Consider the following 14408-nt stretch of genomic DNA (forward strand, 5'->3'; position numbering starts at 1 on the left):
GCTACTCGGCTGCCGCCCGGGAGCCGAGGCCCAGGGTCTGCCAGACATCCTGCAATGCGGAGACCAATCGGGTCATGTCGTCGTCGCCGTGCAGCGGCGTCGGCGTGAGGCGCAGGCGCTCTGTGCCGCGCGGCACGGTGGGATAGTTGATCGGTTGCACGTAGATGGCGTGACGGTCCAGCAGCAGGTCGCTTGCCTGCTTGCAGAGGGCGGCATCGCCCACGAAGACCGGCACGATGTGTGTGGTCGACGGCATCACCGGCAGGCCGGCGGCGGCGAGGCGGCGCTTCAGAGTGGCGGCGCGCTCCTGGTGGCGGACGCGCAACTCGGGCTGGCTGCTGACCAGCCGCACGCTGGCCAGCGCTGCAGCGGCGATCGCCGGCGGCAGCGAGGTCGTGAAGATGAAGCCCGAGCCGCAGGAGCGCACGAAGTCGACCGTGGCCGCGGTCGAGGCGATGTACCCGCCGACCACGCCGAACGCCTTGGCGAGCGTCGCCTGGACGATGTCGACCTTGTCGAGCACGCCGTCGCGCTCGGCCACGCCCGCGCCGCGCGCGCCGTACATGCCCACGGCGTGGACCTCGTCGAGATAGGTGAGGGCGCGATGACGATGGGCGACGTCGCAGATCTCGCCGATCGGCGACACGTCGCCGTCCATCGAATAGACCGATTCGAAGGCCACGATCTTCGGCGTCGCGGGATCGGCGGCGCTGAGAAGCTCCTCGAGATGGCGCGGATCGTTGTGCCGGAAGATTTTGCGGGTGGCGCCTGAGTGGCGGATGCCGGCGATCATCGAAGCGTGGTTGAAGGCGTCGGAATAGAGCTCGCAGCCCGGCAGCAGGGCGCCCAGCGTCTGCAGCGTCGTCTCGTTGGCGACGTAGCCGGAGGTGAAGACGAGGGCGGCCTCCTTGCCGTGAAGAGCCGCCAGTTCGCGCTCCAGCGCGGCATGCAGCGTGTTGGTGCCCGAGATGTTGCGCGTGCCGCCGGCACCGGAACCCTGCGCGCCGATCGCGGTCTGCATGGCCTCGACAACCCCAGGATGCTGACCCATGGCGAGATAGTCGTTGCTGCACCAGACCGTGACGTCGCGTGGCGCTTCGCCTTCGCGATGCAGGCGGGCGCGGGGGAAGGCGCCGACGATGCGTTCCAGTTCGGCGAAGACGCGATAGCGCCCCTCGTCGCGAAGGCGGCACAGATGGCCGTTGAAGAAGGCTTCGTAGTCCATGCGCTAGTGTCTCCCGCGCACTCATTCTAGGCGCAAGGAGCTTTTACCCGCAGCCACAATTGGTCGCGGTGAAATGCCAGAACTAAGAACGGTTCGCAGAGATTGTCAGCTCAGGAGCGGCAGCAGGAGCGCGAGGCTGAGGAAGAGAGAGACCGACAGGAGCGGAAGTGCGCCCAGCCAGCGCGTCTGTGCCGGCAGACCGTCCCAGTGGCGCAGTGTCGGTACGGCAGCCCACAGGGCAAACAAAAACCCCAGCGCCCAGAACAGGAAGGCGAGGGGCATCGCGACGTTCACCTGGTCGTCGGTGGCCGTCGAGATGCCGAGGCCGACGACGGCCGGCGGGATCGCGGCGGTGAACAGGGACACCGCCCAGATCGCGCGAGTGCGGATGCGCTGGCCCGTTCCGAAGGGCGGCGGGCGAACGGCCGTCGCGCCGCCGCCTTCGGAACCAGCGCTCACGGTCAGCCCTTGAACAGGCCTTCCGACGTGAGGTCGGCCAGCGTGGCGTCGAACGCCTGGCGCAGGCGGCCGAACAGGTCGCCGAGCTCGGTCTCGTTGATGACCAGCGGCGGGCAGATGGCGACGCGGTCGCCCATGTTGCGGATGAACAGGCCGCGCGCCACGGCGTGGTTGTAGACGCGCAGGCCGGCGCCGACGGCGACGAGGTCGAACGGCGTCTTGGTCTTCTTGTCGGCGACGATCTCGATCGCGCCCATCATGCCGATGCTCATCGCTTCGCCGACCAGCGGGTGATCGGCAAACGACTGCACGTGCTTGGTGAAGACCGGGCTCATGCGCTTGGCGTGACCGAACAGGTCGGTCTCGTCGTAGATCTTCTGCGCTTCGAGGGCGACGGCGGCAGCGACCGGATGGCCGGAGTAGGTGAAGCCGTGGCCCCAGGTGCCGATCTTGTCGCTCTCGCTCATCAGCGCCTGGTAGACCTTCTCGCTCACCATCACCGCCGAGATCGGCAGGAACGACGCCGACAGCGCCTTGGCACAGGTCAGGATATCGGGCTTGATGTTCATCGTCTGGCTGCCCCAGACATTGCCGGTGCGCCCAAAGCCGCAGATCACCTCGTCGGCGACGAACAGCATGTCGTACTTGGTGCAGACCGCCTGGATCTTTTCGTAGTAGCCCTTGGGGGGAACGATGACGCCGCCGGCACCCATCACCGGTTCGCAGATCATCGCGGCCACCTGGTCGGCGCCGCCTTCCTTGATGATGAGCGCCTCGAGCTCCTCGGCGCAGCGCGTGGCGAACTGCTCCTCGGTCTCGCCCTCGACGCCGAAGCGATAGAAGTGCGGGCAGGTCGTGTGCAGCACACCCTGGATCGGCAGGTCGAACGAACGGTGGTTGGTCGGCAGGCCGGTGAGGCTGGCGGAGGCGACGGTGACGCCGTGATAGCCCTTGATGCGCGAGACGATCTTCTTCTTCTGCGGACGGCCCAGCGCATTGTTCATGTACCACACCATCTTCACGACGGTGTCGTTGGCCTCGGAGCCGGAGTTGGCGAAGAACACCTTCGACATCTCGACGGGCGCCATCGACTTCAGCTTCTCCGCGAGGTTGATCGCGGGCTCATGCGAGCGCTGGTTGAAGGCGTGGTAGAACGGCAGCTGCTTCATCTGCTCGTAGGCGACCGTCGCCAGCCGCTCGTTGCTGAAGCCCAAGGCCGCCGACCAGAGGCCGGCCATGCCCTCGATGTATTCCTTGCCGTCGTCGTCCATGACGTAGACGCCGCGACCGCGCACGATGGTCAGGGGACCGGTCTGCTCGTGCTTCTTGAAGTTGGTGTAGGGGTGGAGATGGTGTGCGATGTCCCGCGAGGCGTTGGAATTGCCGCGGAAACTGCGAGAAACGTCGTTCATGCCGGTACCCCTGAAACTGTGGTGGCGCGTACGATAGCCCGCTCGAGGCCGAAGTACACTGTATCTGACCATGCAAATTTTTTGTGCAATTGACGGCCTCAGAGCCGCGGTGCAATTTGTGTGAAATATCGCTGACGCAGGGCCGGCGGCCGGGGAGGCCTCTTGCGCACGCGAACGGGGACCATCGAAGGGGTTGTATTCATGCACTTCAAACTGCGGCATTCAGTGGCGCTGGCCGCGCTCGCCTGCGCCGGCTTTGCGTTCGCGCCGGCGGCCGACGCCAAGACGTTCAAGTGGGCCAATTCGGGCGACGTGAGCTCGATGGATCCCTACGCCCGCCAGGAGACGTTCCTCCTGACTTTCACCGCGAACATCTACGACCCGCTGGTCCGCCGCGACAAGGACCTCAAGCTCGAGCCGGCGCTCGCCACCAAGTGGGGGCAGACCAGCCCGACCGAGTGGTTCTTCGACCTGCGCGAGGGCGTCAAGTTCAGTGACGGCACGCCGTTCACGGCCGACGACGTCATCTTCTCGATCAACCGCGCCAATGGCCCGGGCTCGAACGTGAACGGCAACTTCTCCTCGATGAAGGAGATCCGGAAGGTCAACGACCATCGGGTCGAGGTCACGACCAGCGTTCCCGATCCGCTGCTCGCCGACAAGTGGGCGTCGATTTCGATCATGTCTAAGGCCTGGGCCGAGAAGAACAATGCCGTCCAGCCCGCGGACATGATCAAGAACGAAGAGAACTTCGCGACCCGCAACGCCATGGGTACCGGCCCCTTCATGCTGAAGGAGCGCCGCGCCGGCGAGAAGACGGTCCTCGTCCCGAACCCGACCTGGTGGGACAAGCCGGTCCATAACCTCACCGAGGTGGTGTTCACGCCGGTTCCGAACGCCGCGACCCGCATCGCCGCGCTCAAGGCCGGTGACATCGACATGACCTACGAGGTCCCGCCGGCCGACACCGACAACCTCAAGAAGGACGCCAACATCAAGGTGCTGGAAGGGCCGGAGACGCGCGTCGTGTTCCTCGGCTTCGACCAGGAGCGCGACGAGCTGGTCGAGTCCAACGTCAAGGGCAAGAACCCCTTCAAGGACAAGCGCGTGCGTGAGGCTATGCACCGCTCGATCGACGTCGACGCGATCAAGCGCACCGTCATGCGCGGCCAGTCGTTCCCGACCAACCTGATGGTCGCCCCGGGCATCAACGGCTACACCAAGGACCTCGACAAGCGCCCGGCGCTGCTGAAGCCCGAGGAAGCCAAGAAGATGCTGGCCGATGCCGGCTATCCGAACGGCTTCGAGACCGGCATGGATTGCCCGAACGACCGCTACGTCAATGACGAGAAGATCTGCCAGGCCGTCGTGGCGATGCTCGCCAAGATCGGCATCAAGGTGAATCTGCGCGCCCAGACGCGCAATCTCTACTTCGCCAAGATCCTGCGCAGCACCGCCGACGGCAAGCCGAGCAACACCAGCTTCTACATGCTGGGCTGGTCGCCGGCGACGACCTACGACGTGCACAACGTCTTCGAGCAGATCATCCAGACGCCGGACGCCAAGGCCAAGAAGGGCCTCTATAACGCCGGCGGCTACTCGAACAAGAAGTTCGACGAGCTGTCGAACAAGGTCGAGGTCGAGACGGACAAGGCCAAGCGCGATGCCATGATCGCCGAAGCCACCAAGATCTATGTCGACGACTTCGCGTACATCCCGCTGCACCAGCAGGCGCTGGTCTGGGCGACCCGCAAGAACGTCGACCTGGTCCAGCCGGCCGATAACAGCTTCCCGCTCCGCTTCGTCAACCTGAAGTAGCTCCGGCAACCAACGACCGGCCTCGGCGCAGATAGCCTGCGACCGGGGCCGGTTCCGTTATGGCGCCATTCCTGCTAGGGCTGCGCCAGGCCAAGAACAGCATATGCTCGCCTTTATCCTCCGACGACTTCTTCAATCGATCGCTGTCCTGCTGACAGTCGGTCTGGTGTCTTTTTCACTCTTTCGCTACGTCGGCGATCCGATCAACGCCATGGTCGGCCAGGACACGCCGGCCTCGGAACGCGAAGCGCTGCGCGAGCGGCTGGGGCTGAACGACAGCCCACCGATCCAGTTCCTGCGCTTCATCGGCAATGCGGCGCAGGGCAAGTTCGGCCTGAGTTACCGCACCTCCGAGCCGGTCGGCCGGATGATCCTGGAACGCATGCCGGCCACCCTGGAACTGTCGTTCTGTGCCGCGATCTTCGCATTGTTCGTGGGCGTCCCCATGGGCGTCTATACCGGGCTCTATCCAAAGCACTGGTCGAGCCGGCTGATGCAAGCTGTCTCGCTGATAGGCATATCGCTGCCCACCTTCGTGATCGGCATCCTCCTGATCCTCGTCTTTGCGGTGTGGCTGCACTGGCTGCCGTCGTTCGGGCGCGGCGAGACGGTCATGCTGTTCGGCTGGTGGCCCACCAACTTCCTGACGGTGAAGGGCCTGCAGGCGCTGATCCTGCCCTCGATCACGCTGGGCCTGTTCCAGCTCACCCTGCTGATGCGGCTGGTGCGCTCGGAGATGCTGGAAGTGATGCGCACCGACTACATCAAGTTCGCGCGGGCGAGGGGGCTTACCAACCGGGCGATCAATTTCGGGCATGCGCTGAAGAACACGCTGGTGCCGGTAATCACCGTCACCGGCCTGCAGCTCGGCGCGCTGATCGCCTTCGCCATCGTGACGGAGACGGTGTTCGCGTGGCCGGGCGTCGGCCAGCTCTTCATCCAGTCCGTCCAGTTCTCCGACATTCCCGTGATGGCCGCCTATCTGATGCTGATCGGTCTCTTGTTCGTGCTGATCAACCTCACGGTCGATCTTCTCTATTTCGTCGTCGATCCGCGCCTGCGCAGCCAGGGCGGGGCGGCGCGCGTGGCAGGGCATTGAGATGAGCGACCATCCCTCGACCTCCCCCGGCTGGCTCCACAGGGTCACCGACAGCGACATCTGGTGGAGCTTCAAGTCATCCTCGCTGACGGTCGTGGCGGCCGTGGGCACGATCCTGATCATCCTGATCGCCTTCCTGTCGCCGGTGCTGGCGCCGCACACGCCGTTCGACCCGGCGACGCTCAGCCTCAGCGACGGGCTGAAGCCCCCGGTGCTGCTGTCGCCGGATGGCGAATGGGCCTTTCCGCTGGGTACTGACGACCAGGGCAGGGATATCCTCTCCTCGATCATGTACGGCACGCGGCTGTCGCTGATCGTGGGTTTCGCGTCAGTGGTCGTGGCCATGTCGATCGGCATCGCGCTCGGCCTGCTCAGCGGCTATTTCGGCGGCGCCATCGATGCGCTGATCATGCGCATCGCCGACGTGCAGCTCACCTTCCCGGCGATCCTGGTCGCCCTGCTGATCGACGGCATCGTGCGCAGCGTGATCTCCGTGCAGCGACACGACGAGATCGCCGTCTTCGTGATCGTGGGCGCCATCGGACTCAGCTTCTGGGTCCAGTATGCCCGCACCGTCCGCGGCTCGGTCATGGTCGAGAAGAACAAGGAATACGTCCAGGCGGCGCGCGTGATCGGCCTGTCGCCGCTGCTGATCATGGTGCGCCACGTGCTGCCCAACGTGACCGGCCCGGTGCTCGTGATCGCCACCATCAATCTCGGCCTCGCCATCATCACCGAGGCGACGCTGTCGTTCCTGGGGGTCGGCCTGCCGTCCACAGAGCCGTCGCTGGGCACGCTGATCAGGCTCGGCAACGACGTACTGCAGTCGGGCGACTGGTGGATCACCGTCTTCCCGGGCATCACGCTTGCGGCGCTGGTCCTGGCCGTCAACCTGCTGGGCGACTGGCTGCGCGACGCCCTCAATCCCAAACTGCGATAGTCACGACCGATGGCCGCCGCATCCAACACCGCACCGCTCCTCGAGGTCCGCAACCTGCGGGTCGAGTTTCCGACGCGCCGGGGCACCTTGCTCGCCGTCGACGACGTCTCCTTCGACATCGCGCCCGGCGAAGTGCTGGGCGTGGTGGGCGAGTCCGGGGCGGGCAAGTCGCTGACCGGCAATGCCATCATCGGCCTGCTGGAGCCGCCGGGCCGCGTGGCCGGCGGCGAGATCCGGCTGGAAGGGCGGCGGATCGACAACCTGCCCTATGAGGAGATGCGCAAGATTCGCGGCGCGCGCATCGGTGCGATCTTCCAGGACCCGCTGACCAGCCTCAATCCACTCTATTCGGTGGGCCGCCAGCTCATCGAGACGATCCAGACCCACATGCCGCTCTCGGCCAGCCAGGCCAAGGCGCGCGCGATCGAACTCCTGAAGGAGGTGGGCATTCCCGGCGCCGAGATGCGCATCGACCACTACCCCCACCAGTTCTCTGGCGGCATGCGCCAGAGGGTCGTGATCGCGCTGGCGCTGTGCGCCGGCCCGCGGCTGATCGTGGCGGATGAGCCCACGACCGCGCTCGACGTCTCGATCCAGGCGCAGATCATCGCGCTCCTGAAACGCCTGTGCCGCGACCACGGCACGGCGGTGATGCTGGTCACGCACGACATGGGGGTGATCGCCGAGACGGCGGACCGGGTCGCGGTGATGTATGCCGGCCGTGTCGCCGAGATCGGCCCGGTACGCGAGGTCGTGAAGCACGCCAAGCATCCCTATACGAAGGGCCTGATGGGCTCGATCCCGAGCCTCGGCGTACGCACCGACCGGCTGACGCAGATCGACGGCGCCATGCCGCGTCTCACCGAGATCCCCCGTGGCTGCGCCTTCAACCCGCGCTGCACCTTCAAGGGCCAGCGCTGTCTGGTCGAGCGCCCGAACCTGATGCCGGCCGGTGCAACACGCGCGGCCTGCTGGCTGCACGATAGCGGCGGCGTCGGCGCCCCCATCCTCAAGGAGACGGTCGATGCCTGACGGCGGCGCCGATTTTGTCCGCATCGAAGGGCTGAAGCGTCACTTCGATGTCTCCGCGCCCTGGCTGGTGCGCAAGCTTGAAGGCCGGCCGCGCCAGGTCGTGCAGGCGGTCGACGGTATCGACATCGAGATCGCCAAGGGCGAGACCTTCTCGCTGGTGGGCGAGTCGGGCTGCGGCAAGTCTACGGTCGCCCGCCTCGTGGTCGGCCTCTATCCGCCCACGTCCGGCCGCATCGAGTTCGACGGCAACGATATGGCGGGCCGTCACAGCCGGTCGGACATGGCGGCGCTGCGGCGGCGTATGCAGATGATCTTCCAGGATCCGTTTGCCAGCCTCAATCCGCGCTGGCGCGTATTCGACATCATCGCCGAACCGATCCGCGCTTTCGGCCTCTCGACCGGTAAGGCCGACCTCGAGGCCCGCGTCGCCGCGCTGCTGCGGCAGGTGAAGCTGAACCCGGCCGACGGTCGCAAGTATCCGCATGAATTCTCGGGCGGCCAGCGCCAGCGCATCTCGATCGCCCGCGCGCTCGCCAGCGAGCCGGAATTCCTGGTGTGCGACGAGCCGACTTCGGCGCTCGACGTCTCGGTGCAGGCGCAGATCCTGAACCTGATGGTCGACCTGCAGCGGCGCCTGCAGCTCACCTATCTGTTCATCAGCCACAATCTCGCGGTCGTCTATCACATCTCCACGCGCGTGGGGGTGATGTACCTCGGCCGGTTGGTCGAGGTGGCCCCGACCGACACGTTGTTCCGGCGGCCCAAGCACCCCTACACGCGGATGCTGCTCGACACGATCCCCGACCTCGAGATGACCGGCCGCCAGCGCAGCCCGGTCGGCGGTGAGGTGCCAAGCCCGATCAACCCGCCCTCCGGCTGCACCTTCCACCCGCGCTGCCCGTTCGCCAACGACCGCTGCAAGGCCGAGCGGCCCAAGGCGTTGCCGATCGAGGGCGGCACCGTGGCCTGCCACGCAATCGAGGAAGGCCGGCTGCCGATCGAGGACCGGACCTACGCGCTCAATACCTGACGCCGCCTGCGGGAAGGCGCTTCCGTATCAGGCCTGATGTGCGTCGACGGACGCCGAGCACGCTTGATCTGTGGCGGGGCTCGCTTACGATCCGGCGCAACAATTTCAACGGAGATTTCAGGATGCCGGTCATCAACCGCATTGCCTCGTTCCACAAGGACATGACCGCGTGGCGTCATGACATTCACAGCCACCCGGAGACGGCCTTCGAGGAGGTGCGGACGGCCGATGTGGTCGCCGAGAAGCTGGAAAGCTTCGGCATCGAGGTCCATCGCGGCCTGGCCAAGACCGGTGTCGTGGGCGTGCTGCGCTCGGGCACGTCCAATCGGGCGATCGGCCTGCGCGCCGACATGGATGCGCTCGACGTCCACGAGACCAACCAGTTCGATCACAAGTCGACGATCCCGGGCAAGATGCACGCCTGCGGCCATGACGGTCACACGGTGATGCTGCTGGGCGCCGCCAAGTACCTCGCCGAGACCAAGAATTTCGACGGCACCGTCTACTTCATCTTCCAGCCGGCCGAGGAGAATGAAGGCGGCGGTCGCGTGATGGTGGAAGAGGGGCTGTTCGAGAAGTTCCCGGTCGAGGGCGTCTACGGCATGCACAACATCCCGGGCATCCCGGTCGGCAAGTTCGCCGTCCGTCCCGGCCCGATGATGGCCGCCTACGACATCTTCGAGGTCGTGCTGAAGGGCGTCGGCGGACACGGCGCCATGCCGCAGCACACGATCGACCCGGTCGTTGTCGGCGCGCACATCGTGACGGCGCTGCAGTCGATCGTGGCGCGCAACGTCGACCCGATGGACACCGCCGTCGTCTCGACGACGCAGATTCATGCCGGCGACGCGTGGAACGTCATCCCGCAGGAATGCGTGCTGCGCGGCACGGTTCGCACCTTCAAGAAGCCGGTGCAGGACCTGATCGAGAAGAACATCGAGAAGATCGCGCGCAACGTCGCCGCGGGCTTCGGCGCCGAGGTCGTGAAATGGCGCTACGAGAAGCGCTATCCCGCGACCGTGAACAGCGTGCAGGAGACCGAGTTCGCCGCCCAGGCCGCAGCCTCGCTGGTCGGGCTGGAGAACGTGAACCGCAATCCGACGCCGGCCATGGGCTCCGAGGATTTCGCCTGGATGCTGCTCAAGAAGCCGGGCTGCTACATCTGGGTCGGCAACGGCGACGGCGTCGGCAGCTGCATGGTTCACAATCCGGGCTACGACTTCAACGACGAGATCCTGCCGATCGGCGCGTCCTATTGGGCAACACTGGTCGAGCAGCAGCTCGTGCGTGAGGCGATGCCGCAGGCGGCGGAGTAAAGCCGCAACTCCCCCAGCCTGCGACGCGGTCGTGTCAGGTCTGCACCCTTACGCCAAGGCCCGCATCGGGCTGGCGACGATGCACGAGAAGGAGCGGGCGCTAGGGCCCGCCTTTCGCCGCGTGCTCGGGGCGGAAATCGTGGCCGCGCCGGAACTCGACACCGACATGCTCGGGACCTTCTCTGGCGAGGTGCCGCGACCAGATGCTCTGGTCGAGACCTCGCTCCTCAAGGCCGAACTGGCCTTCCGGACGATGGACGTCGATTGCGCGGTCGCGAGTGAGGGCAGCTACGGGCCGATCGACCGCGTGCCGCTCAATCCCGGCGGGGTCGAGATCCTGGCCTTCATCGACCGCAAGCGCGGTATCCGGCTGGTCGACACGTTCCAGACGCACCACACGACCTGGCGACTGTCGCGCTTCCGGGCTGGCGATCCGGCGCGCCTCACCGTGCTACGCGCCATGGGCTTCCCGCGTTACGGCGTGTTCGTCGCCTGCAGCAGCGACATGGATCACCCGGTCAAGGGCCTCGCCACCGAAGAGGAAGTGATCGCCACCATGGACCGCGAGGCCGAGCGCTCCACGGAAGGACTCGCCGTGCTTTATTCGGACATGCGCGCGCATCGCAATCCGACCCGCATGAAAGTGCTGCGTGCGGCAGGCTGGCAGCTCGCGAAACGCCTGCAGTGTCTTTGCCCCAAGTGTCACGCGCCGGGCTTCGGCCGCATCCAGTCGCGCCGCGGCCTGCCCTGCGAGGCCTGCGGCGATCCCACCCACTGGATCGACTTCGAGATCGACGGCTGCAACGTCTGCGGCCATGCCGAAGCGCGACCGCGCAAGGACGGCCGTCGTACTGCGCCGAAGCTCTCCTGCAAGCACTGTCGGGTGACTTGAATCTGTCGTCCTGAGCGCAGCGAAGGACCTGACGGACGACCAGGGTATTTCTGAGCAGGCGCAAGATCCTTCGGTGCGCTCCAGGGCGGGGGTACCCCGCCCGCGATGACAGAGGGTTCGGAGTGGTGGTTCTCCCGTCGAGCTAAACCGCCAGGTCCGTCGCCAGATGGAACAGGCAATCGCCGCGTTCGCAGCGCGCCGGGACGCGCTTGCAGAGGACCAGGCCGGCGCGCTTGAACGTCACCACCTCGGGCTCGCGCCACGGCGTGTGATGGAAGTGGATGCGGCCGGCCGGCTGGTCGGCCTTCACCTCGTCGCCGAGCTCGACCAGCGGCTCGAACAGGCCGCCGTCCGTCGCGTAGACGTAGTAGTCGTCGCCGCCGATCTCTGTGAAGCGCGTCTTGGTCGGCGCCGGCACCGGGCCCTGCAGCAGGCCGACATGGGCCAGCACACGGCGCATGCCGTCCTCGGCCACCTTGAGCGACCCGGGGGTCACGAGACCGCCGCCGCCCAACTCGGTGCCCATGCCGACCACACCCTGGCGGTACGATGCCGAGGTGAAGGTGCGACCACCGCCCTGCGGGGCGGCAGAGATGTAGCTCACCGGCGCACCGAAGGCCTTGAGCAGGCCCATGACCTTCTCCATGCGGGCGGCGTCCTGATGGCGCGGTGCCAGCGCGCTCGGGATATAGGTGAGCGAGCTGCCGCCGGAGTGGAAGTCGAAGGCGTAATCGAACCCCGGCAGCAGCGCATGCTCGATCCAGTAGGCGATCTGCTGCGTGATCGTGCCCTCGGCGTCGCCGGGAAAGGAGCGGTTCAAGTTGCCCTCGTCGATCGGCGAGGTGCGGCGGCCCTCCATGGCGGCCGGGAAGTTGGCCGAGGGGAGGATGACCAGGCGGCCCTTGATGTCCTTCGGTTCGATGGCGCGGATCAGGTTGCCCAGGCCGATCTGGCCTTCCCATTCGTCGCCATGGTTGCCGGCCTGCATCAGTACGTTCGGGCCGTCTCCGTTCTTGATGCGCACGATGGGGATCGGAATCCAGCCATAGGCCGAGCGGTGCACTGAATGCGGCACGCGCACGAAGCCCGTCGCCTTGCCCTCGGCATTGAGGTCGATGTCCGGCGTGAGGCGGCTCATCGCGGTGAATTCGGTGGACTTCAATGTTGCGTCGGTCATCAGCGTCTCTCGCTTCTGGGATCGAGGGCATCCTGCAGTCCATCGCCGAGGAAGTTGAAGGCGATCACGGTCAGGAAGATCAGCAGGCCCGGCCACAGGGCCAGCACGGGGGCCTCCTGCAGCAGTTCCTGGGCACCGGTCAGCATATTGCCCCAGCTCGCGGCCGGCGGCTGGATGCCGAGGCCGAGGAACGACAGGGTCGATTCGAACAGAATCAGCGTGCCGACTGACATGGTGGTGGCGACGACCAGCGTGCCGGCCGTGTTGGGCAGGATGTGGCGGAACATGATGCGTCCTGGCCGTGCGCCCAGCGCGACGGCTGCACGCGTGAAATCCCGCGCCTTCAGCGAGAGCGTCTCGGCGCGCACCAGGCGGGCCACGGTCGTCCAGCCGGTCAGCGCCACGATCACCACGATGCGATAGAGCGAGAACATCTCCGACTGGGCGATCTCCGCCGGCACGCCCAGCTTCCGGGGATCCACCGCCGCCAGCACGATCAGCAGGGGCAGAAGCGGCAGGGAGATGACGCCGTCCGTGAGGCGCATCAGGAAGGCGTCGAGCCGCCCGCCGAGATATCCCGCCAGCACGCCGATGAAGGCGCCGAGGATTGCCGACAGGAGCGCGCCGGAAATGCCGACCAGCAGCGAGACCCGACCGCCGTCGAGCAGGCGCTGGAAGAGATCGCGTCCGAGATCGTCGGTCCCCAGCCAGTGCCGGGCGGAGGGGCCTTCGAAGCGGCGGAAGAGATCGGTCTCGGTCGGATCGATGCCGCGCAGGTCGGCAATCAGCGGGGCGGCCACGGCCAGCACCAGCAGGATCGCGAGGAAGGCCAGGGAGAGCCAGGCGAGCCGGTGGCGCAGCATGCGCCGCCAGGCCGTCGGCTGGAGGGTCGCCGCCGTCATGGCGTGGCATCCGCCAGGGAGACGCGCGGGTCGACCCAGGCATAGGCCAGGTCGGCCAGCAGGTTGCCGCCGATGGTGGCGGCCGTGGCCACCAGCAGGCCGACCAGGGCGAGGTTGTAGTCGTTCTCGAGAATGGCCTGGTAGATCGCCTTGCCCATGCCGGGCCAGGCGAACATCGTCTCGGTGATCAGCGCGCCCGAGACGAGCCCGCCGAACGAGAGGGCGAGGATCGTCAGGACCGGCGACAGCGCATTGGCGAAGGCGTGGCGCCACAGCACGATGCGCTCCGAGGCGCCCTTGGCCCGGGCTGTCCGCACATAGTCCTGACGCAGCGCCTCGATCATGGCGCCGCGCATGAAGCGGGTGTAGCCGCCGAGCTGGACGAGGGTTAGCGTCAGCACGGGTAAGGCGAGGTGGCGCAGTTGCTCGGCCAGCGCGGTCGTCCACGGCGTGCCGGCCCGTATGTCGGCCATGCCGCCGGCCGGCAGCCAGCCGAGCTTCACGGCGAACAGGGTGATCAGCAGAAGCGCCAGCCAGAAGGGCGGCGCGGAGATCCCCCCAAAGCACAGAAGGTTGATCAGGTAGTCGGCCCGGCTGCGCGGATGGGCGGCCGCCCACATGCCGAGTGGCAGGGCGACCGCCACCGAGATCACGAAGGCGAGGCCGGCCAGCAGCAGCGTGTTGAGAAGGCGCGGCCAAAGCACGGTCAGCACCGGCTGGCCGAAGGAGCGCGAGTAGCCGAAATTGCCCTGCAGGGCCTGCAGCAGCCAGGCGAGGTATCGCTCGAACAATGGCTTGTCGAGGCCATACGCTGCGCGCAGGCGGGCGGCATCGGCACTGGTCATCGTCGGATCGCCCGAGATCATCATGTCGATCGGATCGCCCGGCATCAGGCCGATCAGCAGATAGACGACCAGACTCATCAGGAGGAGGGTGACGACGGTTTGGACGGCGCGCGCGACGAAGTAGCGGCTCATGTCCCCGTCCCGCCGGGAGGGGAAGCGAAAGGTCCTTCGCTGCTCTCAGGATGACAGCGATTCCTGTGTCGGCGCACTGCGCCAATCCCGGCAAAATTCTCATCTTGAGCGCAGCGAAGGACCCTTAGG

General features: G+C 66.5%; 13 protein-coding genes. 7 read left to right on the forward strand and 6 right to left on the reverse strand.

Annotation, left to right across the window (positions count from 1 at the left end):
• Position 1 precedes the first annotated feature (1 nt).
• The 3 genes from hemA to ACQY78_RS27505 form a co-directional block, all read right to left on the reverse strand.
• Positions 2–1225 (reverse strand): 5-aminolevulinate synthase, encoded by a 1224-nt coding sequence (gene hemA / locus ACQY78_RS27495; protein ID WP_428681302.1) that lies wholly within the window; start codon positions 1223–1225, stop codon positions 2–4.
• 105 nt (positions 1226–1330) lie between these two features.
• The gene (locus ACQY78_RS27500) at positions 1331–1684 is read right to left on the reverse strand and encodes a hypothetical protein (RefSeq protein ID WP_428681304.1); all 354 of its coding nucleotides are present in this window, start codon (positions 1682–1684) and stop codon (positions 1331–1333) included.
• A 2-nt stretch (positions 1685–1686) separates the two neighbouring features.
• On the reverse strand, positions 1687–3096 hold the full coding sequence (locus ACQY78_RS27505; RefSeq protein WP_428681306.1) for an aspartate aminotransferase family protein: 1410 nt from the start codon (positions 3094–3096) through the stop codon (positions 1687–1689).
• A 201-nt stretch (positions 3097–3297) separates the two neighbouring features.
• Here ACQY78_RS27505 and ACQY78_RS27510 point away from each other — a divergent pair, with 201 nt between their 5' ends.
• The 7 genes from ACQY78_RS27510 to ACQY78_RS27540 all read left to right on the forward strand — a co-directional run bounded on the left by ACQY78_RS27510 (position 3298) and on the right by ACQY78_RS27540 (position 11223).
• Positions 3298–4914 (forward strand): ABC transporter substrate-binding protein, encoded by a 1617-nt coding sequence (locus tag ACQY78_RS27510; protein WP_428681308.1) that lies wholly within the window; start codon positions 3298–3300, stop codon positions 4912–4914.
• Between the two features lie 103 nt (positions 4915–5017).
• The gene (locus ACQY78_RS27515; RefSeq protein WP_428681310.1) at positions 5018–6013 is read left to right on the forward strand and encodes an ABC transporter permease; all 996 of its coding nucleotides are present in this window, start codon (positions 5018–5020) and stop codon (positions 6011–6013) included.
• Between the two features lies 1 nt (position 6014).
• A complete protein-coding gene (locus ACQY78_RS27520; protein ID WP_428681312.1) occupies positions 6015–6953 on the forward strand; it encodes an ABC transporter permease in 939 nt (312 codons plus the stop codon).
• A gap of 9 nt (positions 6954–6962) precedes the next feature.
• Positions 6963–7985 carry an ABC transporter ATP-binding protein gene (locus ACQY78_RS27525; RefSeq protein ID WP_428681314.1) on the forward strand — a complete coding sequence of 341 codons (1023 nt, stop codon included), beginning with the start codon at positions 6963–6965 and terminating at the stop codon, positions 7983–7985.
• Positions 7978–9015 (forward strand): ABC transporter ATP-binding protein, encoded by a 1038-nt coding sequence (locus ACQY78_RS27530; RefSeq protein ID WP_428681316.1) that lies wholly within the window; start codon positions 7978–7980, stop codon positions 9013–9015. The genes ACQY78_RS27525 and ACQY78_RS27530 overlap by 8 nt, the downstream gene beginning before the upstream one ends.
• A 122-nt stretch (positions 9016–9137) precedes the next feature.
• Complete coding sequence (locus tag ACQY78_RS27535; protein WP_428681318.1) at positions 9138–10331, forward strand: M20 aminoacylase family protein; 1194 nt, start codon at positions 9138–9140, stop codon at positions 10329–10331.
• Positions 10332–10362: 31 nt separating this feature from the next.
• Complete coding sequence (locus ACQY78_RS27540) at positions 10363–11223, forward strand: DUF6671 family protein (protein ID WP_428681320.1); 861 nt, start codon at positions 10363–10365, stop codon at positions 11221–11223.
• 142 nt (positions 11224–11365) lie between these two features.
• On the opposite strand, the gene ACQY78_RS27545 is transcribed toward ACQY78_RS27540, so the two are convergent.
• From ACQY78_RS27545 to ACQY78_RS27555, 3 genes are read right to left on the reverse strand one after another with little or no spacing between them, the layout of a single operon-like run.
• Positions 11366–12400 carry a succinylglutamate desuccinylase/aspartoacylase family protein gene (locus ACQY78_RS27545; protein WP_428681322.1) on the reverse strand — a complete coding sequence of 345 codons (1035 nt, stop codon included), beginning with the start codon at positions 12398–12400 and terminating at the stop codon, positions 11366–11368.
• The gene (locus tag ACQY78_RS27550; RefSeq protein ID WP_428681324.1) at positions 12400–13302 is read right to left on the reverse strand and encodes an ABC transporter permease; all 903 of its coding nucleotides are present in this window, start codon (positions 13300–13302) and stop codon (positions 12400–12402) included. Before ACQY78_RS27550 ends, ACQY78_RS27545 begins: the two co-directional genes overlap by 1 nt.
• Positions 13299–14279, reverse strand: a complete 981-nt coding sequence (locus tag ACQY78_RS27555) for an ABC transporter permease (RefSeq protein ID WP_428681326.1) — start codon at positions 14277–14279, stop codon at positions 13299–13301. The genes ACQY78_RS27550 and ACQY78_RS27555 overlap by 4 nt, the downstream gene beginning before the upstream one ends.
• Between the last annotated feature and the right edge of the window lie 129 nt (positions 14280–14408).

The sequence above is a fragment of the Reyranella sp. genome (assembly GCF_965279625.1).
Lineage (GTDB): Bacteria > Pseudomonadota > Alphaproteobacteria > Reyranellales > Reyranellaceae > Reyranella.

Excerpts from the sequence above, each read along its gene's own strand:
- hemA (WP_428681302.1), bottom strand. The coding sequence starts at position 1,225 with ATGGACTACGAAGCCTTCTTCAACGGCCATCTGTGCCGCCTTCGCGAC.
- ACQY78_RS27505 (WP_428681306.1), bottom strand. The coding sequence starts at position 3,096 with ATGAACGACGTTTCTCGCAGTTTCCGCGGCAATTCCAACGCCTCGCGG.
- ACQY78_RS27510 (WP_428681308.1), top strand. The coding sequence starts at position 3,298 with ATGCACTTCAAACTGCGGCATTCAGTGGCGCTGGCCGCGCTCGCCTGC.
- ACQY78_RS27515 (WP_428681310.1), top strand. The coding sequence starts at position 5,018 with ATGCTCGCCTTTATCCTCCGACGACTTCTTCAATCGATCGCTGTCCTG.
- ACQY78_RS27520 (WP_428681312.1), top strand. The coding sequence starts at position 6,015 with ATGAGCGACCATCCCTCGACCTCCCCCGGCTGGCTCCACAGGGTCACC.
- ACQY78_RS27525 (WP_428681314.1), top strand. The coding sequence starts at position 6,963 with ATGGCCGCCGCATCCAACACCGCACCGCTCCTCGAGGTCCGCAACCTG.
- ACQY78_RS27530 (WP_428681316.1), top strand. The coding sequence starts at position 7,978 with ATGCCTGACGGCGGCGCCGATTTTGTCCGCATCGAAGGGCTGAAGCGT.
- ACQY78_RS27535 (WP_428681318.1), top strand. The coding sequence starts at position 9,138 with ATGCCGGTCATCAACCGCATTGCCTCGTTCCACAAGGACATGACCGCG.
- ACQY78_RS27545 (WP_428681322.1), bottom strand. The coding sequence starts at position 12,400 with ATGACCGACGCAACATTGAAGTCCACCGAATTCACCGCGATGAGCCGC.
- ACQY78_RS27550 (WP_428681324.1), bottom strand. The coding sequence starts at position 13,302 with ATGACGGCGGCGACCCTCCAGCCGACGGCCTGGCGGCGCATGCTGCGC.
- ACQY78_RS27555 (WP_428681326.1), bottom strand. The coding sequence starts at position 14,279 with ATGAGCCGCTACTTCGTCGCGCGCGCCGTCCAAACCGTCGTCACCCTC.